The following is a 24,165-nucleotide window of genomic DNA, read 5'->3' on the forward strand; positions in this document are numbered from 1 at the left end:
CAGTCTACGCCAGTTTCAGTACGGAGACGATGGGCGCGTGGTCCGACAGCTTGGCCCACAAAGTGCCGTGCATCACTTGCGCGCCCTCCACCTGGAAACCGCGCACATAGATGCGGTCCAGGCGGAACCAGGGCAAGGCGGCGGGAAAGGTGCGCGCCGGCACCGGCGCTTTCGCCTGGCGCCGCGCCAGGGTGCGCACCAGGTCGCCCAGGGCCGAGTTCGACGCCCGCTGGTCGAATACTTCCACCACACCCAGCGCATTGCGCAGCTTGTCGCTGAGCGTATTGCGCCAATCGTTGAAGTCGCCAGCGATAATGACCGGTTCGCCATTCGGCGCCGAGGCCAGCACGGCTTCGATCAAGGCCTGCGTCTGCCGCCCCCGCCCTGCCTCGAACAAGCCCAGGTGCACCACATAACAGTGCACATCGGCTTTCGGCGTATTCAGCACGCAATGCAAGATGCCGCGCTGCTCATAGGCATGGTCGGAGACATCGTGGTTGGTTTGCGAGGCGATGGGATATTTGCTGAGCAAGGCATTGCCGTGGTGACCATGGTCATACACGGCATTCATGCCATACGCCGTATGGTGTTCCGGACCAGCAAAGAATTCATGCTGCGACGCTTCGGGCCAATGCTTGTGGCCATGTTCTTCGGCGCCAAAGCGGGCCGCCTTGTGGTCATGCTTGCCCTGCACTTCTTGCAGGAAGACCACATCGGCATCGAACAGGGTGATGGCCTGCTTCAAGGCATGCACCCTGGGCAGCCCCCGCACGGAAGAGACACCCTTGTGGATGTTATAAGTTGCTACGCGGATTTTCATGCACCGATTCTACTCCCAGACGCGGGCGTCACGGCGCCATGCTAGGTGCGCGTGCGCACCTACGCGGGCAAAAAACTGGCGTTTTACGCCATGATGCGCGCCAATCCTGCCGAGACGCTGATGCACAGGGCCGCGATGCCGCCCGCCCACACCACCTTGACCAGCAAGGGCGCGCCGCGCCAGGCCACCGTGCGCTTGCCTGGCACAAATGCGCCCGGATGCAGCAGCCAGCCAATCGCCATCAGCGGCAAGCCGATCGAGGGCGTGCGGCCCGGCGTGGCAAAGGCAAACAGGGCCAGGATCAGGCACAGGCAAAAAATGATGCCGAGGGTACCGCCCAGCTTTTGCTGGGGGGTCAATTTAATCCAGTTCAACATGGGATACTTTCTTGAAAATTCAGGGATGGCGTGCCGCCAGGCCAGTGATGGCCGGCAATTGCAACACGGCTTCCGCATTGGACGAGGAAAAACACCGGTCGGCCGCCGCCAGGTAAGGCAGCCACGCATATTGCAAGTGTTCGCGGGGACTCAGGGTGATCACCGTATCGCGCGGCACTTGCACGCTGAACACGTGTTCCGTGTTGCGCGTCACGCCCGGTGCATAACGGTGGCGCCAGATCGGGTAGATTTCGTACACATTCGACAGTTGCCAGTCGCGCAGCACGATGGTGTGACCATCGGCAACGATGCCGGTTTCTTCGAACAGTTCGCGCGCAGCCGTCTGCAGCAGCGGCTCGTCGAGGGCGTCGACGGAACCGGTCACCGATTGCCAAAAGCCGGGCTGGCCCGCGCGCTCGATCAGCAACACCTCGAGCTCGCTCGTATGGATGACCACCAGCACGGAAACGGGAATTTTATGGCTCATATCAAGAATGAAAAAGGCGCCTCTTCAGCGCCTTTTTTTATAGCTTAAACTAAACCTTAGCCTGCTACTTTAGGCTCGGCGCCGCGCAAACGGATGTGCAGTTCGCGCAGTTGCTTCTCGTCCACTTCCGACGGCGCTTGTGTCAGCAGACACTGGGCGCGCTGGGTTTTCGGGAAAGCGATCACGTCGCGGATCGATTCGGAACCGGTCATCATGGTCACGATACGGTCCAGGCCGAATGCCAGGCCGCCATGCGGTGGCGCGCCGTATTGCAGGGCGTCGAGCAGGAAGCCGAACTTCAGCTGGGCTTCTTCGGCATCGATCTTCAGTGCACGGAAAACCTTGCTTTGCACTTCTTCGCGGTGGATACGGATCGAACCGCCGCCCAGTTCCCAGCCGTTCAAGACCATGTCGTAGGCCTTGGCGATGCAGGCGCCTGGATTGCTTTCCAGCATGTCTTCATGGCCGTCTTTTGGCGCCGTGAATGGATGGTGGGTCGCGGTCCAGCGGTCCGACTCTTCGTCGTAGTCGAACATCGGGAAGTCGACCACCCACAATGGTTTCCACACGTCGTCGAACAGGCCCGATTTCTTGCCGAATTCGCTGTGGCCGATTTTCACGCGCAGTGCGCCGATGGCGTCGTTGACGACCTTGGCCTTGTCCGCGCCGAAGAAGATCAGGTCGCCGTCTTCTGCACCGGTTTGCTCCAGGATCGTGGCCAGCACGTCGGCAGGCAGGAACTTGACGATCGGCGATTGCAAGCCTTCAGGACCCTTGGCTTTTTCATTGACCTTGATGTAAGCCAGGCCCTTGGCGCCGTAGATGGCAACGAACTGGGTGTAGGCGTCGATTTCCGAACGCGCCATGCTGCCGCCTTGCGGTACGCGCAGGGCCACCACGCGGCCGTTCGGCAGGTTGGCAGCGGCGTTGAAGACCTTGAATTCGACCGACTTCATGACTTCGGTCAAGTCGGTAAAGGCCAGCTTGACGCGCATGTCTGGCTTGTCGGAACCATACAAGCCCATGGCGGTGGCGAAATCCATCACCGGGAATGGGTTCGGCAGCTCGATGCCCAGGGTGTTCTTGAAGACGACGCGTATCATGTCTTCGAACAGGTCGCGGATTTCCTGTTCCGTCAGGAACGAGGTTTCGCAGTCGATCTGGGTGAATTCCGGCTGACGGTCAGCGCGCAAGTCTTCGTCGCGGAAGCACTTGGTGATTTGGTAGTAACGGTCGAAGTTAGCAACCATTAACAGTTGCTTGAACAACTGTGGCGATTGCGGCAAGGCGAAGAAGTTACCAGCGTTGACACGCGATGGCACCAGGTAATCGCGCGCACCTTCTGGCGTCGATTTGGTCAGCATCGGCGTTTCGATGTCGATGAAGCCCAGCGCGTCCAGGTACTTGCGCACTTCCATCGTCACTTTATAGCGCAGGCGCAGGTTGTTTTGCATTTGCGGGCGGCGCAGGTCCAGCACGCGGTGCGTCAAACGCGTGGTTTCCGACAGGTTGTCGTCGTCCAGTTGGAATGGCACAGGCACGGAGGCGTTCAACACTTCCAGCTCGGAGCACACCACTTCGATCTTGCCCGATTTCAGGTTGTTGTTGATGGTGCCGTCGATACGTGCCGTCACCACGCCGGTCACGCGCAGGCAGAATTCATTGCGCACTGCTTCGGCGACCTTGAACATTTCCGCTTGTTCAGGATTGCAGACGATCTGCACCAGGCCTTCACGGTCGCGCAAGTCGATGAAAATCAGGCTGCCGTGGTCGCGGCGGCGATGCACCCAGCCGCACAGGCTGACGGTTTGACCAAGCATGGCTTCGGTGACGAGGCCGCAGTATTGAGTACGCATAGACATAAGATTCTCAGTTCAGGTTAATGAATGTTCGTTCCGGCCACGTCCCCCATGGGACGCCTGCCTTTATTCTTTGGCTGCCGGCGCCGTGACAGCGGCAGCAACAACTTCCGCAGGCGCCACCACGCCCATCGAGACGATGTACTTGAGCGCAGCATCCACGCTCATGTCAAGTTCGACCACATCGCTGCGCTTCATCATCAGGAAGAAGCCCGACGTCGGATTCGGCGTCGTCGGCACATACACGCTGACATAGTCGCCCACCAGGTGGTTCGCCGCATCGCCGCCCGGCACGCCGGTGAGGAAAGCGATGGTCCAGGAATTCTGGTGCGGATACGGCACCAGCACTGCCTTACGGAAAGCATTGCCCGACGAGGAAAACAAGGTATCCGACACTTGCTTGACGCTCGAATACAGGGAGTTGACGATAGGAATGCGCTGCAGCAGCTTTTCCCAGAGTCTCACCACGTAATTGCCGACCAGGTTATTCGTCAGCAAGCCCGTCAAAAACACGATCACTATCGTCAGTATCGTGCCCAGGCCGGGAATGTCAAAGCCGAACAGCTGTTTCGGGCGATACTGTTCCGGCACCAGCAATAGCGACTGGTCCAGGGTGCCCACCACCAGATTCAATACCCACAGGGTAATGGCCAGTGGCACCAGGATCAGCAAGCCGGTAATAAAATATTTACGCATCGGTCTCTCGGTAATGGAAGTCTGCCACGGCGGCCAGGCCCGCTCCGCCTTGTTTCAGTCTGCCTTGGAGGCTGCAGCCGGGGCCGCTGGGGCAGCCGCAGGCGCGCTCTCTGCCGCAGGCGTCGCCGCTGGCTTGGCCGCATCGGCCGGGCCCGTCGGAATAGCCGTCGTGGGCGCCGTGCCGCCACGGAAATCGGTTGCGTACCAGCCGGTACCCTTCAATTGGAAACCGGCGGCGGTCAATTGTTTCTTGAAGCTGGGTTTGCCGCAAGACAGGCAGACCGTCAACACAGGATCGGAGATCTTTTGCAAGACATCCTTGGCAAAACCACATTCTTCACAGCGGTAAGCGTAAATCGGCATCACAACTCCGCAAAAATCATCAAAAACCCTGAATTATAAAGCTTTTCCGTTGCCCTCAACGGAAATTGCCCCGCCCGCCATCAGCCAGCCCGGCGCGACCAGGCCATCCAGCGTTCCTTGCCAGCAAACACGGCGATGGAATCTTCAACGGCCTCATCAAGCAGGCAATCGAAGTACGGCGACAGCAGCTCTTGCAATTGCTCACGAGAAATGCCAAATGGCGGACCCTTGGCATTGTCATCAAAGAAAAAGTAACCGGCCAGCATGGCGCCCGGCGCCAGCAGCTGCGCCCAGCGGGCGGCTACCTGCGGCCACATGGCGCGTGGCATGGCGCACAGAAACGCCCGCTCATAGATCAGGTCCAGCGGCGCAGTAGGCTGCCAGGCAAAGAAATCGGCTTCCACCACCTGCCCTGCCCGTTCGGCCCCCACCACGGTCCGGGCAGTCGCCACGGCCGCCGGTGAAAAATCGATGGCCGTAGCGTCCCAGCCAGAGTCAAACATGAAAGCCAGCTCATGGGCCGAACCGCAGCCGGGTATCAAACAGCGCAACGGTGCCGCTTGATCTTGCACAAACCGGCGCAGCCGCGCCGGCACGCCACCGTGGTCCCACGGCGTGAATTGCTTGTCGAACCGCTCATCCCAAAAGGCGGGCGAGCGTGGATCGCGCGTTTGAAAGTCAGCCATCACTTCGCTCCTGGAGTGCTTAAAACGGCAACTGGTGCCAGCGCATGAAGACCTGGAAACCCAAGGCGCCCAAGGCAAAGGCACCGACGAAGTAGACGATAAAGCTCAGCAATCGATTCGTCTGCTGCTGTTCTGCCAGCAAGGTTTTCATCAGTTCCACCTCGTTTTCACGCGGTTCGCCATGCACCGTCAAGGCTTGATGCAGCAAGCGCGGCAGTTGCGGGAAGATATGCGCATAGCGTGGCGCCTCGGCGCGCAGCTTGTCGATAAAACCTTGCGGGCCCACTTGCTGGCTCATCCATTTTTCCAGGTAAGGCTTGGCCGTTTGCCACAAGTCCAGGTCCGGGTCCAGCTGGCGGCCCAGGCCTTCGATATTGAGCAGGGTCTTTTGCAGCAGCACCAGTTGCGGCTGTACTTCCACATTGAAACGGCGCGAAGTCTGGAACAGCCGCAGCAGCACCTGGCCGAACGAAATATCTTTCAGCGGGCGGTCAAAGATCGGTTCGCAGCAGGCGCGCACGGCCGCTTCCAGTTCATCGACGCGGGTTTCCTTGGGCGCCCAGCCCGATTCGATATGCGCTTCGGCCACGCGCTTGTAGTCGCGGCGGAAGAAGGCCAGGAAGTTTTGCGACAGATAATCCTTGTCGTAATCGTTCAGGGTGCCGACGATGCCAAAGTCCAACGCGATATAGCGGCCGAACGACTCGGGTGCGATGGAGACGAGAATATTGCCTGGATGCATGTCCGCATGGAAAAAACCATCACGGAACACTTGTGTGAAGAAAATCTCCACGCCATCGCTGGAGAGTTTACGCAAGTCCACGCCGGCGGCCGCCAGGCGGTCGATCTGCGACACGGGGATGCCATACATGCGTTCCATCACGATCACGCTGCTGGAGCAATAATCCCAGTGCATTTCCGGCACCAGCAATAAATTCGAATTGGCAAAGTTACGGCGCAGCTGGCTGGCGTTGGCGGCCTCGCGCATCAGGTCCAGCTCGTCATGCAGATACTTGTCGAACTCGCCCACCACTTCTTTCGGCTTCAGCCGCTTGCTGTCAGCCCACAAGCGGCTGGTCCAGTCGGCCGCGATATGCATCAGGGCCACGTCTTCGTCGATCAGCTTTTTCATGCCCGGACGCAAGACTTTGACGGCCACTTCCTTGCCGTTCTTCAATGTGGCGAAATGCACCTGGGCAATCGAGGCAGAGGCCACCGGTTCGCGCTCAAAGCGGGCGAACAACTCGTCCGGATGGGCGCCCAGCGACTTGGTGATTTGCGCGATGGCCAGGTCGGAATCGAACGGCGGCACCCGGTCTTGCAGGCGCGCCAGCTCGTCGGCGATATCGGGCGGCATCAGGTCGCGCCGGGTCGACAGCACCTGGCCAAACTTGACGAAAATCGGGCCCAGCTCTTCCAGCGCCAGCCGCAGCCGCAAGCCGCGCGGCGAGGACAGGTCGCGCCAGAAAATCAAGGTATCGATCAGCTTGGCAGTACGGGGAACTTTCAGGCCGGAAATGGCGATTTCATCGAGACCGTACTTGATGGAAACCCGAATAATTTTGAACAGGCGCAGGAATTTCAAGATCATGTAGACACATCCGGTGTAGGTTGCGGCGGCAGCGCCTTTTCCAGCCTGGCGATACGCTTGGCCAGGCGTTCGACGTCATCGCGCATGCGCGTCACGCCGGCCGAGTAGTCGTGCAAGGTGGTGGGACGGATCAGCATCGGCTGTTCGTCCAGGAAATATTCGGCCACATTCTCGGCCAGCTTCTGATGTCCCGCGCGGACGGCGGCAACAGCCGACTTTGCACCGGCCACCAGGCGCGTGGCAAAGATGGGGCCCAGCACTTTTTCCAGGTCGTGCTCGGCTTCCCAGCGCAAACCCTTGCTCAATTGCGAAATCGCATTGGCAAACTCGGCATCGCCTTCGATCTTCACATAGGAAAATGCGCGCTCGCGGTTTTGCGCAATCAGCGGCAAGTCCGACAGTTTGACGCGGATGGTGACATTGGCCGGCACATCGCCAGCGGCCGACGTCAGCATGCCGGCGCTGTCGACTTGCAGGCGCAAGGCCACGGCGCCCGTATCGATGCAGGCGATCTTGCCGGCGTGCACAGCCAACTGCTGGCGCGCCCATGGCTCTTGCGCCAGCAGATGATTGATGGCGGCGACGGCAGGCGCCATCAGCAGGGATTGGTCTGGAATCGGAGAAATCATTACCTTGCGCCTAGTGGCGCCCTAAAAAAGAAAAAACCGCCCGTTAATCATACGGGCGGTTTCGATCTTACCAGTTCAGCAGGAAATATCCCTCAAGCAGCATGAATTCATTCTGTGCTTAAGCTGCCGCTCAGGAAAAAATTACCATTAATTCAATTGCTGTATGCCTGCCAGGACCCAGCCGCCATTGCCATTGAGCGGTTTGGACATATTCCACACTTCCGCGAACGGCTCGGCCGCCGCGTTCGGCGCCGAACGGATCAGGCCGGTGAACTTCACGCTGGCCAGGTAATCATTGGCACCCGTTTCAATACCCAGCAATTCGCCATCGATGGTGACCACGTCGGTGAAGTCCGCCTGGCCGCCACGTTCCTGGATTTGCATGCGCAGTTCGGCATACACTTCCGGCGAAGTGAATTCACGGATATCGTTGACGTCCGACTTGTCCCAGGCCGCTTGCAGGCGAATAAAATTGCTTTTCGCATGGCGCAGGAAATTATCCTTGTCAAAATCGGCTGGTACACCCCATGGCGCGGCAGCGGCAGGCGCCGGCTTGTCCAGGCCTACGCCGGACGAGACCGGTTGCAGCGGCGGCAGTGGTGGAATGCGCGAACCGATGTCCGGCACATTGCCGGCCGGTGCAGGCGCGTTGTTGAAATTACCACCAAAATTGGCAAACGGATTGTTGCCGCCATTGTTGGCATTCGCCGTACCACCGTCGCGCTTGCTGCGCACCATGCGGTAGATGAAGAAAATCACGCCAGCGATCAAGGCCACCATCAGCAAGGAGCTGATCATGCTGGCCAAAGCACCGCCCAGGCCAAAATGCGACAGCAGCGCGCCCAGGCCCAGGCCCAGCAAGGCGCCGCCCAGGATGCCTTTCCAGCGGCTAGGCGGTTTCGCTGCAGCAGCCGGAGCAGGCGCTGGCGTCGGTTGGGCTTGACGTGGCGCCTGGCTAGGCGCAGGCGCCGGTGCCGGAGCGGGCGCCTGACGACCTACGTTTTGCGACTGGCGGCCAATGGAGCGGCCACCTCCCATGGGACGCGCCAGGGCTTCGCCCAGCATCGATACCGTGGTCGCGGCCAACATCATGCCAACCAAAAATTTCTTCATCTTCATTCCATCTCCTAAAGTGCCGGCACCACTACATCTTGATGCCGGTATGCAAAGCGGCAATACCTGCCGTCAAATTGTAATATTGCACACGCTCCAGGCCCGCCGTTTCCATCATGGTCTTCAGGGTTTCCTGGTCAGGGTGCATGCGGATCGATTCGGCCAGATAACGATAGCTTTCCGCGTCACCCGCGATTTTCTGTCCGAACCACGGCAGTACCGAGAACGAATACAGATCGTAGGGTTTTTGCAGCGGCGCCGCCACCTTGGAAAATTCCAGGACCAGCAGCTTGCCGCCCGGTTTCAGCACGCGGCGCATTTCTGCCAGCGCCACATCCTTGTGCGTCATATTACGCAAGCCGAAAGCCACGCTGACACGGTCAAAATAGTTGTCAGGAAAAGGTAGCTTTTCAGCATCGCAGAGCAGAGTTGGGGTCAATAAGCCACGATTCAAGAGGCGATCGCGGCCAACGCGCAACATCGACTCATTAATATCGGTCAACCACACTTCACCGGTAGGACCAGCCTGCTTGGCAAAGGCCTTCGACAAGTCGCCCGTGCCGCCAGCGATATCGAGCACCTTGAAGCCGGGGCGCACGCCCGCGTTGGCGATCGTAAACGTCTTCCACAGACGGTGCAGCCCGCCCGACATCAAGTCATTCATCACATCATATTTGGCAGCGACGGAATGGAACACCTTGGCGACTTCGCGCACTTTGTCGTCTTCTGCAACTGTTTTATATCCGAAATGGGTGGTATTGGTCATGGTAGGCAGCCTGTTTGAACTAAGTGCATTATACAAGCGCACGCCCATTTTCCCCTGCTTGCCATAGGGACAAAAAAACGGACAAAAAAAACGGGCTGCCCCGGAGCGGTTTCAACCGTCCGGGGCAGCCCGTCTTTGCAATGAAAAAGCTTAGTGTTTGTGACCGCAGCTGGGACCATGCACATGGCCGGAAGATTGCTTGATCGTCATGTCGGCCAGCGCATCGCGGCCGCTGTCACCGGGATAACCGGCTGCAGCCAAGCGATCCAGATAGTCTTGCCACAGCTTGGCCTGCTCCACGCCCAGCTTGTACAAATAGCTCCAGGTGTACAAACCCGTGTTGTGGCCATCGCTGAAGGTCGGTTGCAAAGCGTAGTTGCCGACCGGCTCCAGATTCGTCAAGCCCACCAGGCGCTTGCCCGTTTGCAGCACTTCCTGGCCCTTGCCATGGCCTTGCACTTCGGCCGACGGCGAATACACGCGCAGGTATTCAAATGGCAAGGCAAAGTTGCTGCCGTCATCGAAAGCAATGTCGAGCACGCGTGACTGGTTGTGGACGGTAATGCCGGTCGGCTGCGGTGTTGCTATTTGGTTCATGAGTAACTCTATGCAGATAAGCGTTGAATAATGGCGGTGCGCAATGCCGGCAGCAAGGCGCGGCGCGCGGCCAGCACGGCGGCCGGCGTTTCGCGCTGCACGACAGCCCAGCTGGGATGGGGAAAATGCGCGTCGTCACGGTAGCGGGGAATCACATGCCAGTGCACATGCGGCGTCATGTTGCCGAAACTGGCCACATTGACCTTTTCCGGCTGCATCACTTCGCGCACGGCCAGCTCGACTTGCCAGACGACTTCCATCACGTAATTACGCTCGCCTGGGGTCAGGTCCGTCATTTCCTTGACGTGCTTGTTCCAGATCACGCGGCAAAAGCCGGGATAGGCGGCGTCATCGACGGCCACCACGGCCAGCCGGTCGCTGCGCCACAGCAAGCTTTCCAGGCCTTGCTTTTGCGCAAAGCCATCAAGCAGATTGCACAGATCGCAACTGACCGTACTCACACCAGCACCCGCTCGATACCGCCATCGTTGGCGCGTTTCACATAGTCTGGCATCCAGTTTTCTCCCAGCAAATGTTTGGCGATCTCGACGACGATGTAGTCGGCGGTCGTGCCCGAATCGTCATTGTAGCGCGACAAGCCTTGCAGGCACGATGGGCAGCTGGTGAGGATTTTCACGTCGCCCGTAAAACCGTCGCCACGCAGCTTGTCGGCGCCCTTGACCATTTCTTCTTCCTTGCGGAAACGCACTTGCGTGGAAATGTCCGGGCGCGTCACGGCCAGCGAACCCGATTCACCGCAGCAACGGTCATTCTTTTCGATCTTCACGTTGTCCACCGTGCTGATCAGGGAATTGATGGTTTTGCCCGACTCTTGCAGCTTCATCGGATTGTGGCAAGGCTCGTGGTACATATAGCGCGTGCCGTTCACGCCTTCCAGCTTGACCTGTTTTTCCAGCAGGTATTCATGGATATCCATGATGCGGCAGCCAGGGAAAATCTTTTCAAACTGGTACGTTGCCAGCTGGTCATAACAGGTGCCGCACGACACCAGCACCGTCTTGATGTCCAGATAGTTGAGCGTGTTGGCCATGCGATGGAACAGCACGCGGTTGTCCGTCATCATCTTTTCAGCCTTGTCGAACTCGCCGGCACCGCGTTGCGGATAACCGCAGCACAGGTAGCCAGGCGGCAAGACGGTCTGCACGCCCACTTCCCACAGCATCGCCTGCGTGGCCAGGCCTACTTGCGAGAACAAGCGCTCCGAACCGCAGCCAGGGAAATAAAACACGGCTTCCGTATCGGCCGTGGTGGTCTTCGGATTGCGGATGATCGGGATCACCTTGTCATCTTCGATGTCGAGCAAGGCGCGTGCCGATTTCTTCGGCAAGTTGCCTGGCATCTTTTTATTGATGAAGTGAATCACCTGCGCTTTCACCGGTGGCTTGCCCGTCGATGGCGGCGGCGCCTTGGTCTGCTTCTTGGCAAATTTCTTCAGCAAATCGTGCCCCAGGCGCTGCGCCTTGTAACCCCAGCCGATCATGACCTTGCGCGTGGCGTTGATCGTCACGGGATCGGTAGCGTTGAGGAACATCATGGTCGCTTTGGTGCCCGGATTAAAGCTTTTCTTGTCCATCTTGCGCAGCAGGTTGCGCATATTCATCGAAACGTCACCGAAATCGATATTCACGGGGCAAGGCGTGACGCATTTATGGCAGACCGTGCAGTGGTCGGCCACGTCTTCGAACTCTTCCCAATGCTTGATGGAAATACCGCGCCGCGTCTGTTCTTCATACAAAAACGCTTCGATCAGCGAGGAAGTGGCGAGGATCTTGTCGCGCGGCGAGTACAGCAAGTTGGCGCGCGGCACGTGGGTCGAGCACACGGGTTTGCACTTGCCGCAGCGCAAGCAATCCTTGACGCTGTCGGCAATCGCGCCGATATCGCTTTGCTGCATGATCAGGGATTCATGGCCCATCAGGCCGAACGATGGCGTGTAGGCATTGCGCAAGTCGGCGCCCATGCCCGGCAAGTTCAGCAGCTTGCCCTTGTTGAAGCGGCCTTCCGGATCGATGCGCAGCTTGTAGCTGCGGAAGTCGCCGATCTCTTCTTCCGTCAAAAATTCCAGCTTGGTAATGCCGATACCGTGTTCGCCGGAAATCACGCCATTCAGCGAACGGGCCAGCACCATGATGCGGCCCACGGCTTCGTGGGCGTCTTGCAGCATTTCGTAATTGTCCGAGTTGACGGGCAAGTTGGTGTGCACGTTGCCATCGCCCGCATGCATGTGCAGCGCCACGAACACGCGCGAACGCAAGATGCGCGCGTGAATCGCCGTCGCCTCATCCAGAATTAATTTGAAAGCGGCGCCATTGAAAATCTGGCGCAGCTGGGCGCGGATTTCCTGTTTCCAGCTAATGCGCACGGTGCGGTCTTGCACTACATCAAACAAGGTCGCTTCAGGCTGCGTCTGCAGGCGCGCCTCGAACACGGGCAGCAAACGCTCCAGGCCCAGTTCGGCCAGTTCGCCCTGCACCTCGGCCAGCGGCCGGTCCAGCTGGCCCAGCAGATAGGTCCAGCGTGCCGTGACTTGCGCCAGCAACTGCTGCGCCTGCTCGGCGCGGTCACCCAGCATTTCAGCATCATCGACGCGGTCGTCCGAGGCGTCGTCGCTCTTACCGATTGGCAAATTGCCCTTGCCAAAGAATGTACTCAGGGCATCGGCCAATTGCAGCTTGTTCTTGATCGACAGTTCGATATTGATGCGTTCGATGCCATCCGTGTATTCGCCCATGCGATTGAGCGGGATCACCACGTCTTCATTGATCTTGAACGCGTTGGTGTGCTTGGCGATCGCGGCCGTGCGGGCGCGGTCCAGCCAGAATTTCTTGCGCGCTTCCGGGCTGACGGCAACAAAGCCCTCGCCCACGCGCGTGTTGGCGATACGCACCACTTCCGACGCCGCTTGCGCGACGGCATTTTCATCATCGCCGACGATATCGCCAAACAGGGCCATCTTCGGCAACACGCCCCGTTTCGACTTGGTGGCGTAGCCGACGGCGCGCAGGTAGCGCTCGTCCAGATGCTCCAGGCCCGCCAGACGCAGGGTCGTGTATTGCTCGCCCTTGGCCGGCAAGCCGTCCAGGTAATCCTTGATTTCCACGATCGACGGAATCGCATCGCGCGCCTGGCCAAAAAATTCCAGGCAGACGGTACGGGTAAATTTCGGCATCTTGTGCAGGATCCAGCGCGCCGACGTGATGAGACCGTCGCAACCTTCTTTCTGGATACCCGGCAAGCCGGCCAGGAATTTGTCGGTCACGTCCTTGCCCAGGCCCTCTTTACGGAATTTGCGGCCAGGAATTTCCAGAATTTCCATCTTGAACGGGGCATTCGGCTTCGTCGCGTCGCGCGTGCTCGGGTGACGCCATTCCAGCTGGAAACGTGCCAGCGCAATATCGTGGATCTTGCCCAGGTTGTGATCGAGGCGCGTGACGTCGAGCCAGTCGCCATTCGGGTCGACCATGCGCCACGAGGCCAGGTTGTCCAGCGCCGTGCCCCACAGCACGGCTTTCTTGCCGCCCGCATTCATGGCGACGTTGCCACCGATACACGAAGCATGGGCCGATGTCGGATCGACGGCAAACACGAAACCAGCTTTTTCCGCCGCTTCCGACACCTTGTTGGTAATCACGCCGGCGCCCGAATTGATCGTCGCGTATTCATGCGTCAAGCCTGGCAAGACTTGCATTTCCACCGCGCCCAGGGTGATCAGTTTTTCCGTGTTGATGACGGCCGACATCGGCGTCAGGGGAATCGCGCCGCCCGTATAACCGGTGCCGCCGCCGCGCGGGATAATGGTCAGCCCCAGCTCGATGCAGCCTTTGACCAGGCCGGCCATTTCCTCTTCCGTGTCGGGCGTCAGCACGACGAACGGATATTCGACGCGCCAGTCGGTGGCGTCCGTCACGTGGGCCACGCGGGTCATGCCGTCAAAGCGGATATTGTGTTTTTCCGTGTAACGGCCCAGCACCTTGACCGTGCGCTTGCGCAAGTCATAGGTCTTGCGGAACTCGTCGCCAAAGTCGGCCACGGCCTTGCCCGCCGCTTTCAGCAGGGATTCGACATTGGCGCTGCGCTGCTGGGTGTCTGCAGACGTATCAGCGGCAGCATCGGCCGCGCTATCGACCGTCAGGCGGCGCTTGTCGACTTCCGTCAAGCGGTGGTGCAAGGCATCGATCAAGCCCTGGCGGCGCTTGGGATTGTCGAGCAAGTCATCCTGCAGGTAGGGATTGCGGCGCACCACCCAGATATCGCCCAGCACTTCGTACAGCATGCGCGCCGAACGGCCCGTCTGGCGCACGCCGCGCAGCTCATCGAGCAGACGCCAGGAGTCCTCTCCCAACAGCCGGATGACGATCTCACGATCGGAAAACGACGTGTAGTTATACGGGATTTCGCGCAGTCGGCTGGCTGCTGGACCATTCGGTGTTTCTGCCAATAAAGCTTGAATTTGTGCGGGAGCGTTCATGGAATTGGTGGCGTGTAGACAGTACCCTAAAGACCCATTCTAGCTTATTGCGCCGCACCATGCCCTAACAGCCTTAGCCCGCCCAAGGTTTATGCAGGACGTGGCAAGCCATAGCAAATATGGTCAAGCAGATTTTTGCATGAATAAAAAATGATCCATGCGTCATTTTTCAAAGAAAAATGCCAAGAATCTGTTCCTGCCACAAATTATCAAACTGTTAAAAATGGACCGGAATGGCGTTGCATTTGATCCCGTTCAAGACAGCAAAGTACCGATCCAATGCCACGTCCCATCAGGTACATACAGCAGCAAGATCGTCATGGTCAGGTAGCGCGCGCACTTGCCGATGGCCATATAGGCAACGCAAGGCCAGAACGGGAGTTTCAGCCAGCCGGCCAGCGTACACAGGGGATCGCCGATGCCAGGCAGCCAGGCCAGCAGCATGGTTTTGGCGCCATAGCGGGCCAGCCAGCCGAACCAGCGCGTTTCGCGCTCCTTGGCAAACGCCTGCTTGGCGCGGTAGCCCATCCAGTAGTCGACCATGCCGCCCAGGGTATTGCCCACCGTGGCCACCACGATGACGGCGCCGAACAGCGAGGGATTGGCCTTGATCACGGCAAACACGGCCGGCTCTGAGCCGAGCGGCAACAAGGTGGCGGAGATAAAGCTGATCAGAAAGACCGATGTCAGCCCGACCTCCGGCGCTGCAATCAGGTGCAGCAGCCAGGCGATTGCAGATTCGATCATTGAACACTACTCGGTGCTGTAAAGCTCTCCATTATAATGAAGCGCAGGCTGTACCGGGCATCAACCGTGCGCAGCCACAAAGGCTTACCGGCCTGCCGCTCCAACGCGTAATATCTGCTACGTCAATTCATCGCGTAGTATTGTTGCCTGGCTTACCCGCTACGGCAAGACCGCTATCGACGTATACGTCCCAGTAAGTTCCTGGCCCAGAATCACTCGCTTGCAGACTATGAACATCGACTACCTCAAGAAAATCCTGACCGCCCGCGTCTATGACGTCGCCACCGAAACGCCGCTGGAACTGGCCCCTGCCCTGTCGCAGCGCCTGGGCAACCAGATTTATTTCAAGCGCGAGGACATGCAAAGCGTGTTCAGCTTCAAGATACGCGGCGCCTACAACAAGATGGCCAAGCTCAGCGATGCGGAACGCAAACGGGGCGTCATTTGCGCTTCGGCCGGCAACCACGCCCAGGGCGTGGCCCTGTCGGCGGCGCGCATGGGCTGCCGCGCCGTCATCGTCATGCCGACCACCACGCCGATGGTCAAAGTCGAGGCGGTCAAGCAACGCGGCGGCACGCAGGTGGAAGTGGTGCTGCACGGCGAGTCTTACACGGATGCGTTCAACCATGCCAAGACGCTGGAGCAGGAACAGAAACTGACCTTTGTGCACCCGTTCGACGATCCCGACGTGATCGCCGGCCAGGGCACCATCGGCATGGAAATCCTGCGCCAGCACGCCGGCCCCATCCATGCAATTTTTGCACCCATCGGCGGCGGCGGCCTGATCGCCGGCATCGCTGCCTACGTGAAACAGATTCGTCCGGACATCAAGATCATCGGCGTGCAAAGCGTCGATTCGAACGCCATGGCGCGCTCGCTCAAGGCCGGTGAGCGCGTCACCCTGAACGACGTGGGCTTGTTTGCCGATGGCACGGCCGTGCGCCTGGCCGGCGAAGAAACCTTCCGCCTGGTGCAAGCCTATGTCGATGAAATCATCACCGTCGATACGGACGCCATCTGCGCCGCCATCAAGGATGTGTTTACGGATACGCGCAGCATCCTGGAACCGTCGGGCGCGCTGGCCATTGCCGGCGCCAAGGCCTATGTGGAACGGGCCAGCCTGTCGCGCCATCCGGTCAACAATGAAACCCTGGTGACGATTGCCAGCGGCGCCAACATGAACTTCGACCGTTTGCGCTTCGTGGCCGAGCGGGCGGAGCTCGGTGAATTCCGCGAAGCCGTGTTTGCCGTCACCATGCGCGAGCAGCGCGGCAGCTTCAAGCGCTTCTGTTCGCTGGTGGGGGCGCGCAACGTGACGGAATTTAATTACCGCATCAGCGATGAAAAACACGCCCATGTGTTTGTCGGCATCCAGATCGCCAACCGCGACGAGTCGGCCCAGGTGGCACGCCTCTTTGAAGAACACGAATTCAAGACCCTGGACCTGACGCACGACGAACTGGCCAAGACCCATTTGCGCCATTTGGTCGGCGGCAAGAGCCAGCTGGCGCAGGATGAATTGCTGTACCGCTTCGAGTTTCCCGAGCGTCCGGGCGCGCTGATGCGCTTCCTCGACAGCATGGCGCCAAACTGGAACATTTCACTGTGCCATTACCGCAGCCAGGGTGGCGACGTGGGCCGCATCCTGATCGGCTTGCAGGTGCCGCCCGAGGAAATGCCGGAATTCGCCCGTTTCCTCGATACGCTCGGTTATCGTTACTGGGATGAGACCAGCAATCCGGTGTACAAGCTGTTCCTTGGCTAAATCTGTTGAGCCAGGCCAATCGGCCTGGCTCCAGTTCTTGCCATACCGGTAAATAGGCTACCATGCGTGCTTGATTGAACTACGCGACACGACCATGACCACCACCAACGACCTTGCCGGCCTGTCTCCACTGGGCAAAAACTCCGCTTACCGCACCGATTACGCGCCGGAATTGCTGTTTCCGATTCCGCGCCAGGGCAAGCGCGATGAACTGGCGCTGCACGGCACCCTGCCCTTCTTCGGCCTCGATATCTGGAATGCCTACGAATTGTCGTGGCTCAACCTGCGCGGCAAGCCACAAGTGGCGATCGCCAAGGTCAGCGCCCCGGCCGACTCGCCCAACATCATCGAATCGAAATCGTTCAAGCTGTACCTGAACTCGTTCAACCAGACCAGGCTGGCCAGCGCCGATGCGCTGCGCGCCTTGCTGGTACAGGATTTATCGCAAGGTTTTGGCGCGCCGGTGCAGGTGGAACTGACCTTGCAGGAAGATTTCGGCAAGCTGAAGATGGGCGAATTCGATGGCGTGCTGCTGGACCGCCTCGATATCGAGATCACGCAATACACGCCCTCGCCCCTGCTGCTGAAAGCGGCCAGGGACGAAGCGCCGGTGGAAGAAGTGCTGGTGTCGCATTTGCTCAAGTCGAATTGCCTGGTGACGGGACAGCCGGACTGGGGCAGCGTGCAGATCGAATACGCAGGACCGCAAATCGACCAGGAAAGCCTGTTGCGCTACCTGATCGGTTTCCGTGAACATAATGAATTCCACGAGCAATGCGTGGAGCGCATCTTTGTCGATATCCTGCGCCAGTGCGCACCGCAAAAACTGTCCGTCTACGCGCGCTACACACGCCGCGGCGGACTCGATATCAACCCGTGGCGCAGCAACTTCAGCACGGGCAAGATGCCGGGTAATTTGCGGAATGCCCGTCAATGAGGCACGTCAATAAAAGGGCGATAAAGGCCGTGTAAAGGATAAAACGATGCCGACAGGAATGTCGGCTGTGTTTTAATACAACGTAGTTGCAACACCACGCAATACGAAAAAAGCACGGAAAAATCGGAAAATTGTCTTTCTGCGACGGAAAAACCGGAAAGACATTCGTTTTCAATCGAGAAATAGCTAATTCATCTCGATGTTACCTTTTAATTAATGACAGTATGGCGCGTACACGAGCGCCCACTGCGCCCCAAGCGGGCGTATACTGTCGAGAATTGGCGTTACAGGCCACGAAAACAGGCCTATAATTCGGCTCGCAAGCCCTCTGCGCATTGCACCATTTCACTGAGTGTCATGACTAATCTTAGCAAAATACTATCCCTCGAAAATGTCCTTCTGGATCTGGAAGTCTCCAGCAAAAAGCGCGCTTTCGAGCAAGCCGGCCTGATCTTCGAAAACAATTACGGCATCGCCCGCTCCACCGTCTCGGACAACCTGTTTGCCCGCGAACGGCTGGGCTCGACGGGTCTGGGCCATGGCGTGGCCGTGCCGCATGGCCGGGTCAAGGGCAGCAAGACCCTGAAAGCGCCGCTGGGCGCCTTCGTGCGCCTGGCCGAACCGATTCCGTTCGAGTCGCCGGATGGCAAGCCCGTCAATCTGTTGTTTTTCCTGCTGATTCCAGATCATGTAACGCAGCAACATCTGGAAATCCTGTCGGAAATTGCTGAAATGTTTTCCGACGACGCCTTCCGTACGGCCCTGGCCACCGATCCCGATCCGAAATCGGTACATCAGCGCATCATCAATTGGCAACCCAGCTTGCAGGCGGCGGGTTAAACTTCAGGTATTCCTCCACTCCTGAAGAAGACCGCCATGTTGCAAACGCCGCTGACGATACAACGCCTGTACGACGATAATCGTGAAAGCCTGCAACTGGGCTGGTTCGCCGGCTTCCCTGGCGGCGAACGCCTGATCTCCGGCGATGTCTCTTCCGCGGCCGACCAGGTCGGCCACTTGAACCTGATCCACCCGGGCCGCATCCAGGTGTTCGGCCACCAGGAAATCAATTATTACCAGCGCCTCAAGGTCAATACACGCACCCACGTGATCGGTGAACTGATCGCTGGCGGCCCGCCGGCGCTGATCATCGCGCAAGGCCTCGAAACACCGCCCGACATCCTCGCCATTTGCGACGAGCAAAATATCCCCTTGTTTTCGACCCCGCTGCCGGCCGCGCAAGTGATCGACTTCCTGCGCGTCTACCTGTCGAAAAAGCTGGCGCAGCGCATCATCATGCATGGCGTCTTCATGGACGTGCTGGGCGTGGGCGTGCTGATCACGGGCGACTCGGGCCTGGGCAAGAGCGAACTGGGCCTGGAGCTGATCTCGCGCAGCCACGGCCTGGTGGCCGACGACGCCGTCGAATTCTCGCGCATCGCGCCGAACATGATCGAAGGACGCTGCCCGCCGCTGCTGCAAAACCTGCTGGAGGTGCGGGGCCTGGGCTTGCTCGACATCAAGGCCATCTTTGGCGAAACGGCCGTGCGCCGCAAGATGCGCTTGAAACTGATCGTGCACCTGGTGCGCCGCAATGCGCTGGAAGAAGAAGTCGAACGCCTGCCCTTCCTGTTCCCCACCGAAGACGTGCTGGGCCTGCCCATCCGCAAGGTCGTGATCCCCGTCGCCGCCGGCCGCAACATCGCCGTGCTGCTGGAAGCGGCCGTGCGCAACACCATCCTGCAACTGCGGGGGATTGATACCTTGCAGGAATTTATGGAGCGGCAGAGATTAGCAATGAGCGGGGATTAAATACTGGGGTCTGTTCTTTTAGAATCGAAATGTGTCCCATTGGGACACATTTCCCCGGCGGGTCAGACCCCAAATTGAGTCGCTGGCCAGCTTGCCCTCAACCATAAGATCTGATGCAAACAATGCCGTACTCAAGTTGCAATAATTTGTAAAGATAGTGGCAGCAAGGGCATGGAAGCGATCTTTATTGTATGATCGGCCCTATGCATATCGTCCTTATCACCGGAATATCCGGCTCCGGTAAATCTGTCGCACTCAATGTGCTGGAAGATGCCGGCTATTATTGCGTCGACAACCTGCCGCCCGCCCTGCTGCCCAGCCTGGTACAAACCCTGCTCGATGAAGGCACGCCGCAACTGGCCGTGGCCGTCGATGCGCGCAGCGCCGAATCGCTGGTCAGCCTGCCGCATAATGTGGCCCTGCTGCGCGACCAGGGACATGATGTCAAGGTCATGTTCCTGACGGCCACCACGCATGCCCTGGTGGCGCGCTTTTCTGAAACGCGGCGCAGCCATCCGCTGTCGCACGAATTGCGCCCCAACCAGAATCCGGCCAGCCGCCGCACCTTGATCGAATGCATTTCGGAAGAGCGCGAACGCCTGTCGGCCATCGAACAGCTCGGTCACCTGATCGATACGTCCGAATTGAGCGCGAACAAGCTGCGCGCCTGGATCAAGGATATCGTCGCTTCCGAACGCGCGCCGCTGACCCTGTTTTTCGAATCGTTTGCCTTCAAGCTGGGCGTGCCGCTCGACGCCGATTTCGTCTTCGACGTGCGGGCCTTGCCCAATCCCTATTATGACCTGAGCCTGCGCCCGCTCGATGGCCGCGATGGACCCGTGATCGCCTTCCTCGACGCCCAGCCCAGCGCGATTGAATTGCTGGGCGACATACGCGCCTTTATCGAAAAGTGGTTGCCGTCCTTCAAGTCCGACAACCGCAGCTACCTGACCGTGGCCCTCGGTTGCACAGGGGGACAACACCGTTCCGTCTACATGGCAGAGCGTCTGGCGCAGTATTTCAGTGCGAGTGAACGGGTGGTATTGCGTCATCGGGAACGCACCTGAGAAATAAATAAACGCAAAAAACAGGCGCAAAAAAGGGCGCATATGCGCCCTTAGTTTTGATCACAACGGTGGGAAGCGGCTGGCCTTACACGGCGATAGCGGCTTCTTCTGTGTTGTCTGGCAGATGCTTGATCGCCTCTTTACCGTGCCCTTGCACTTTGGTTTTGTATTTCATCACCTGCCGGTCCAGCTTGTCGATCAGGGTATCGATGGCGGCGTACAGGTCTTGCGCCAGGCTTTCCACATACACGGTCTTGCCGCTCAGACGCAAATTGACTTCGGCCTTTTGACGTTTTGCTTTCTCTTTGAGGTTGTCGACGGTCAGAATCACGGCAATATCGATAACTTGATCGAAATGACGTTTCACACGCTCCAGTTTCGTTTGTACGTATTCACGGATGGCTGGTGTCACTTCAAGATGATGTCCGCTGATGGTGAGATTCATACACACTCCTAAAGATGATCAGGTTCGTGCGGAGTCCATCGTATCCGACCCGTAGAGGAACCGAAAAAACTACAAAGACTTACGCAGGCTCACTGGCGGAATTTTCAACGCTTCCCGGTATTTGGCAACAGTACGTCGCGCAATCACCATGCCCTGTTCCCCCAGCATGTCCGCAATCTTACTGTCGGATAAAGGATTTTTTGTGTCTTCTGCTCCTGTCAGTTGCACGATCAGTGCCCGTATCGCCGTTGACGATGCCTCGCCCCCCGCTTCGGTGGCGACATGGCTACCAAAAAAATATTTCAACTCAAACATGCCATGCGGGGTCAGCATGTACTTTTGGGTTGTTACCCGCGAGATAGTACTCTCGTGTAAACCCAGTGTATCAGCTATTTCGCGGAGCACAAGGGGGCGCATGGCGACGGCGCCGTGCGAGAAAAAATTCTTTTGTCGTTCTACTATCGCTTGCGCCACGCGCAGTATCGTATCGAAACGCTGGCGCATATTCTTGATCAGCCACTTGGCTTCCTGCAACTGTACGCCCATCGCGCCCTCGCCCTTGCCCTGCTTGAGCAGGTTCGCATACATGGCGTTGACCCGCAGGCGCGGCATGACATCGTTGTTCAAAGTCACTTGCCAGCCATTGCGGCCGCGCTTGACCACCACGTCCGGCACCACATAATCAGACACGTCGGAGGCAAACACGGCGCCCGGATGCGGGTTGCACTGGCGAATCACTGCTTGTGCTTCACGCAAGTCTTCCTCGTCGCAATTGAGGGCTTTTTTCAGTTTGTTGAAGTCGCGCTGGGCAAACCAGGCCAGGTGTTTTTCGACGATGGCCAAGGCCATGCGTCTTGTTACCAGGGCAATATTTGGCAGGCGGCGGATTTGCAGGGCCAGGCATTCGGCGGCATTGCGCGCCCCCACGCCCGGCGGATCGAAACTTTGCAGCAGCACCAGGGCCGTGCGCAGCTCATCGGCGTCGATGTCGAGCTCTTCCGGCAGGCGCGCCAGGATATCGTCGAGCGACTCGTCCAGGTAGCCATTGTCGTCGAGCGCGTCGATGATCAGCTCAACCAGCGCGCGGTCGCGCAATTCCAGCACCGTCACGCGCATCTGTTCCATCAGGTGCTCGCGCAAGGTGCAGTGATGGGCTTCGAGTTGCGGACGCGCATCGTCGTCCTCGGGCGCCCTGCCCCGGCTCGCTTCGCTCCAGTCACTGTCGCCCGTGTCCGGCGCCGCCGTGGCTTCGCCCGCATCGCCCTCATAGCCATCGGCCTCGGCCGGCGCTGCCGGTGTTTCCTGGCTCGGTGGCTGGGGCGGCGCTTCGGCCGGCGCGGCGGTGGAGCTCAAGGCGCCGTCGGACAGCAGGCGCAGCGAACGATCGAGCGGATCGTCGAGACGCTCAAGCAGCGGGTTATCCGTCAGCAGTTGTTCCAGCTCTTGGTGCAATTCCAGTGTGGACAGTTGCAACAGGCGTATCGATTGTTGCAACTGCGGCGTCAATGCCAAGTGCTGCGAAGTGCGCAGCTGCAATGATTGTTTCATTGGCTCACATACGGAAGTGTTCGCCCAGATAGACCCGGCGTACCGACTCGTTGGCGATGATGTCATCGGGACGTCCCGACGCCAGCACCGAACCCTGGTTGATGATGTAGGCGCGGTCGCAAATACCCAGCGTTTCGCGCACATTATGATCGGTGATCAGCACGCCGATATTGCGCTCCTTCAAGAAACGCACGATGCGCTGGATCTCGATCACGGCGATCGGGTCGACGCCGGCAAACGGTTCGTCGAGCAGCACGAAGCGGGGATCGGTGGCCAGCGCGCGGGCAATTTCCACCCGGCGGCGCTCGCCACCGGATAGTGACAGGGCCGGGTTTTCGCGCAGCTTTTCAATCTGCAAGTCGGCCAGCAAGGTATTCAGGCGTTCTTCGATTTCCGCCTTTTTCAAGGGACGGCCTTCGACGGTCTGGATTTCCAGCACGGCGCGGATATTGTCTTCCACCGTCAGCTTGCGGAACACCGACGCTTCCTGCGGCAGATACGACAAGCCCATCTGCGCGCGGCGATGAATCGGCAGGCTGGAAATGTCCACGCCGCTGATATCGATGGTGCCGCCGTCCGACGGCACCAGGCCGACGATCATATAGAACGAGGTGGTCTTGCCGGCGCCGTTGGGGCCCAGCAAGCCGACCACTTCGCCGCATTCGACTTGCAGCGAGACATCATGCACGACCTGGCGCTTGCCATAGGTTTTTTGCAGCCCTTTCACGATCAGGGTGCTGCCGCAGCGTATATTTTCCATTATTTCTTTCCTGGCGCAGGCGTGGCCGGGGCCGATGCCGCCGGCGTAGACGCAGCAGGCGCCTTGTTTTTCGGCTGGATCACCATGCGCACGCTACCGCCGCCCGGCGTGTTATTGCCACTCTCCGTATTTTCCATCTGGAATTCTTCTTTGCGGCTGTCATAAGAAATGAAGGCGCCGTTGACGACGTCGGTCGGCTTCGTGCCTTCCAGGCGCGTCAGCTTGGCTTTCGAGAACAGCTTCACCACTTCCGTCTTGTTATTGTATTCCACGCGTTCGGCCTCGCCCTCCACCCACAAATCGCCTTCGCCATCGCGCTTCTGGCGGAAGGTGGCCAGCTTGCCCGCTTCCGCCCAGAAAATGATGAATTGGTAGCCCTGCGCATCTTCCGTGATCTGGGCGCGGCCTGCTTTCATGGTCAGGGTGCCCTTGACCAGCACCACATTGCCCGTCAGGGTGCGCACCTGCTTGACATCATCCACGTGGCCACGCTCGGCGGTGATCACGGCTTCCTTTTCGGAATCGGCCTTTTCGGCACGCGCCGCACCGATCAGACCCAGCGAACATACGGTCGACAACAAGGTCAACAGCAAGATTTTTTTCATTTTATG

Annotated in this window: 24 protein-coding genes; 5 read left to right on the forward strand and 19 right to left on the reverse strand. The window is 58.9% G+C overall.

What is annotated here, in order from left to right; all coding sequences use genetic code 11:
* Positions 1–4: 4 nt before the first annotated feature.
* From ACL9RI_RS13255 to ACL9RI_RS13325, 15 genes are all read right to left on the reverse strand, one after another.
* Positions 5–820: an endonuclease/exonuclease/phosphatase family protein gene (locus ACL9RI_RS13255; protein WP_183680666.1), complete on the reverse strand. Its 816-nt coding sequence runs from the start codon at positions 818–820 to the stop codon at positions 5–7.
* An 83-nt stretch (positions 821–903) separates the two neighbouring features.
* Positions 904–1,197, reverse strand: a complete 294-nt coding sequence (locus tag ACL9RI_RS13260; RefSeq protein WP_422727043.1) for a hypothetical protein — start codon at positions 1,195–1,197, stop codon at positions 904–906.
* A gap of 19 nt (positions 1,198–1,216) precedes the next feature.
* Complete coding sequence (gene nudB / locus ACL9RI_RS13265) at positions 1,217–1,684, reverse strand: dihydroneopterin triphosphate diphosphatase (protein ID WP_422727044.1); 468 nt, start codon at positions 1,682–1,684, stop codon at positions 1,217–1,219.
* 56 nt (positions 1,685–1,740) lie between these two features.
* A complete protein-coding gene (aspS, locus tag ACL9RI_RS13270; RefSeq protein WP_422727045.1) occupies positions 1,741–3,546 on the reverse strand; it encodes an aspartate--tRNA ligase in 1,806 nt (601 codons plus the stop codon).
* Between the two features lie 63 nt (positions 3,547–3,609).
* Positions 3,610–4,239, reverse strand: a complete 630-nt coding sequence (locus ACL9RI_RS13275; protein ID WP_422727046.1) for a DUF502 domain-containing protein — start codon at positions 4,237–4,239, stop codon at positions 3,610–3,612.
* A 54-nt stretch (positions 4,240–4,293) separates the two neighbouring features.
* Positions 4,294–4,602 carry an FmdB family zinc ribbon protein gene (locus tag ACL9RI_RS13280; protein WP_422727047.1) on the reverse strand — a complete coding sequence of 103 codons (309 nt, stop codon included), beginning with the start codon at positions 4,600–4,602 and terminating at the stop codon, positions 4,294–4,296.
* A gap of 80 nt (positions 4,603–4,682) precedes the next feature.
* Positions 4,683–5,288 (reverse strand): methyltransferase, encoded by a 606-nt coding sequence (locus ACL9RI_RS13285; protein ID WP_422727048.1) that lies wholly within the window; start codon positions 5,286–5,288, stop codon positions 4,683–4,685.
* Between the two features lie 19 nt (positions 5,289–5,307).
* Entirely contained in the window at positions 5,308–6,879 is a 1,572-nt protein-coding gene (gene ubiB / locus ACL9RI_RS13290) for a ubiquinone biosynthesis regulatory protein kinase UbiB (protein WP_183680680.1), read from the reverse strand.
* Entirely contained in the window at positions 6,876–7,508 is a 633-nt protein-coding gene (locus ACL9RI_RS13295) for a ubiquinone biosynthesis accessory factor UbiJ (protein ID WP_422727049.1), read from the reverse strand. Before ACL9RI_RS13295 ends, ubiB begins: the two co-directional genes overlap by 4 nt.
* 147 nt (positions 7,509–7,655) lie before the next feature.
* A complete protein-coding gene (locus ACL9RI_RS13300) occupies positions 7,656–8,627 on the reverse strand; it encodes a Tim44 domain-containing protein (protein ID WP_422727050.1) in 972 nt (323 codons plus the stop codon).
* A 25-nt stretch (positions 8,628–8,652) separates the two neighbouring features.
* Positions 8,653–9,387 (reverse strand): bifunctional demethylmenaquinone methyltransferase/2-methoxy-6-polyprenyl-1,4-benzoquinol methylase UbiE, encoded by a 735-nt coding sequence (gene ubiE, locus ACL9RI_RS13305; protein ID WP_034753359.1) that lies wholly within the window; start codon positions 9,385–9,387, stop codon positions 8,653–8,655.
* Positions 9,388–9,537: 150 nt separating this feature from the next.
* Entirely contained in the window at positions 9,538–9,984 is a 447-nt protein-coding gene (locus ACL9RI_RS13310) for a gamma-butyrobetaine hydroxylase-like domain-containing protein (protein WP_422727051.1), read from the reverse strand.
* An 8-nt stretch (positions 9,985–9,992) separates the two neighbouring features.
* Entirely contained in the window at positions 9,993–10,445 is a 453-nt protein-coding gene (locus ACL9RI_RS13315; protein WP_422727052.1) for an HIT family protein, read from the reverse strand.
* Complete coding sequence (locus tag ACL9RI_RS13320) at positions 10,442–14,473, reverse strand: DUF3683 domain-containing protein (protein WP_422727053.1); 4,032 nt, start codon at positions 14,471–14,473, stop codon at positions 10,442–10,444. Before ACL9RI_RS13320 ends, ACL9RI_RS13315 begins: the two co-directional genes overlap by 4 nt.
* 255 nt (positions 14,474–14,728) lie before the next feature.
* Positions 14,729–15,220 (reverse strand): YqaA family protein, encoded by a 492-nt coding sequence (locus ACL9RI_RS13325; RefSeq protein WP_422727054.1) that lies wholly within the window; start codon positions 15,218–15,220, stop codon positions 14,729–14,731.
* Between the two features lie 229 nt (positions 15,221–15,449).
* Here ACL9RI_RS13325 and ilvA point away from each other — a divergent pair, with 229 nt between their 5' ends.
* The 5 genes from ilvA to rapZ all read left to right on the forward strand — a co-directional run bounded on the left by ilvA (position 15,450) and on the right by rapZ (position 20,801).
* Positions 15,450–16,985, forward strand: coding sequence for a threonine ammonia-lyase, biosynthetic (gene ilvA / locus ACL9RI_RS13330; protein WP_422727055.1), 1,536 nt, complete (start codon positions 15,450–15,452; stop codon positions 16,983–16,985).
* A 94-nt stretch (positions 16,986–17,079) separates the two neighbouring features.
* Positions 17,080–17,922: an NADPH-dependent 7-cyano-7-deazaguanine reductase QueF gene (queF, locus tag ACL9RI_RS13335; protein WP_422727056.1), complete on the forward strand. Its 843-nt coding sequence runs from the start codon at positions 17,080–17,082 to the stop codon at positions 17,920–17,922.
* 357 nt (positions 17,923–18,279) lie between these two features.
* On the forward strand, positions 18,280–18,762 hold the full coding sequence (locus tag ACL9RI_RS13340) for a PTS sugar transporter subunit IIA (protein ID WP_422727057.1): 483 nt from the start codon (positions 18,280–18,282) through the stop codon (positions 18,760–18,762).
* 36 nt (positions 18,763–18,798) lie between these two features.
* The gene (gene hprK, locus ACL9RI_RS13345) at positions 18,799–19,734 is read left to right on the forward strand and encodes an HPr(Ser) kinase/phosphatase (RefSeq protein ID WP_183680697.1); all 936 of its coding nucleotides are present in this window, start codon (positions 18,799–18,801) and stop codon (positions 19,732–19,734) included.
* Positions 19,735–19,937: 203 nt separating this feature from the next.
* Positions 19,938–20,801 carry an RNase adapter RapZ gene (gene rapZ, locus ACL9RI_RS13350; RefSeq protein ID WP_422727058.1) on the forward strand — a complete coding sequence of 288 codons (864 nt, stop codon included), beginning with the start codon at positions 19,938–19,940 and terminating at the stop codon, positions 20,799–20,801.
* A gap of 85 nt (positions 20,802–20,886) precedes the next feature.
* Here rapZ and hpf read toward each other — a convergent pair whose 3' ends face one another.
* The 4 genes from hpf to lptA all read right to left on the reverse strand — a co-directional run bounded on the left by hpf (position 20,887) and on the right by lptA (position 24,159).
* Positions 20,887–21,246, reverse strand: coding sequence for a ribosome hibernation-promoting factor, HPF/YfiA family (hpf, locus tag ACL9RI_RS13355; RefSeq protein WP_183737033.1), 360 nt, complete (start codon positions 21,244–21,246; stop codon positions 20,887–20,889).
* A gap of 69 nt (positions 21,247–21,315) precedes the next feature.
* Positions 21,316–22,794, reverse strand: coding sequence for an RNA polymerase factor sigma-54 (locus ACL9RI_RS13360; RefSeq protein ID WP_422727059.1), 1,479 nt, complete (start codon positions 22,792–22,794; stop codon positions 21,316–21,318).
* A gap of 4 nt (positions 22,795–22,798) precedes the next feature.
* A complete protein-coding gene (lptB, locus tag ACL9RI_RS13365; protein ID WP_422727060.1) occupies positions 22,799–23,554 on the reverse strand; it encodes an LPS export ABC transporter ATP-binding protein in 756 nt (251 codons plus the stop codon).
* Positions 23,554–24,159 carry a lipopolysaccharide transport periplasmic protein LptA gene (gene lptA / locus ACL9RI_RS13370; protein ID WP_422727061.1) on the reverse strand — a complete coding sequence of 202 codons (606 nt, stop codon included), beginning with the start codon at positions 24,157–24,159 and terminating at the stop codon, positions 23,554–23,556. Before lptA ends, lptB begins: the two co-directional genes overlap by 1 nt.
* Positions 24,160–24,165: the final 6 nt, after the last annotated feature.

Origin of the sequence: Janthinobacterium sp. Mn2066 (assembly GCF_049319705.1) — a bacterium.
GTDB lineage: Bacteria > Pseudomonadota > Gammaproteobacteria > Burkholderiales > Burkholderiaceae_D > Janthinobacterium.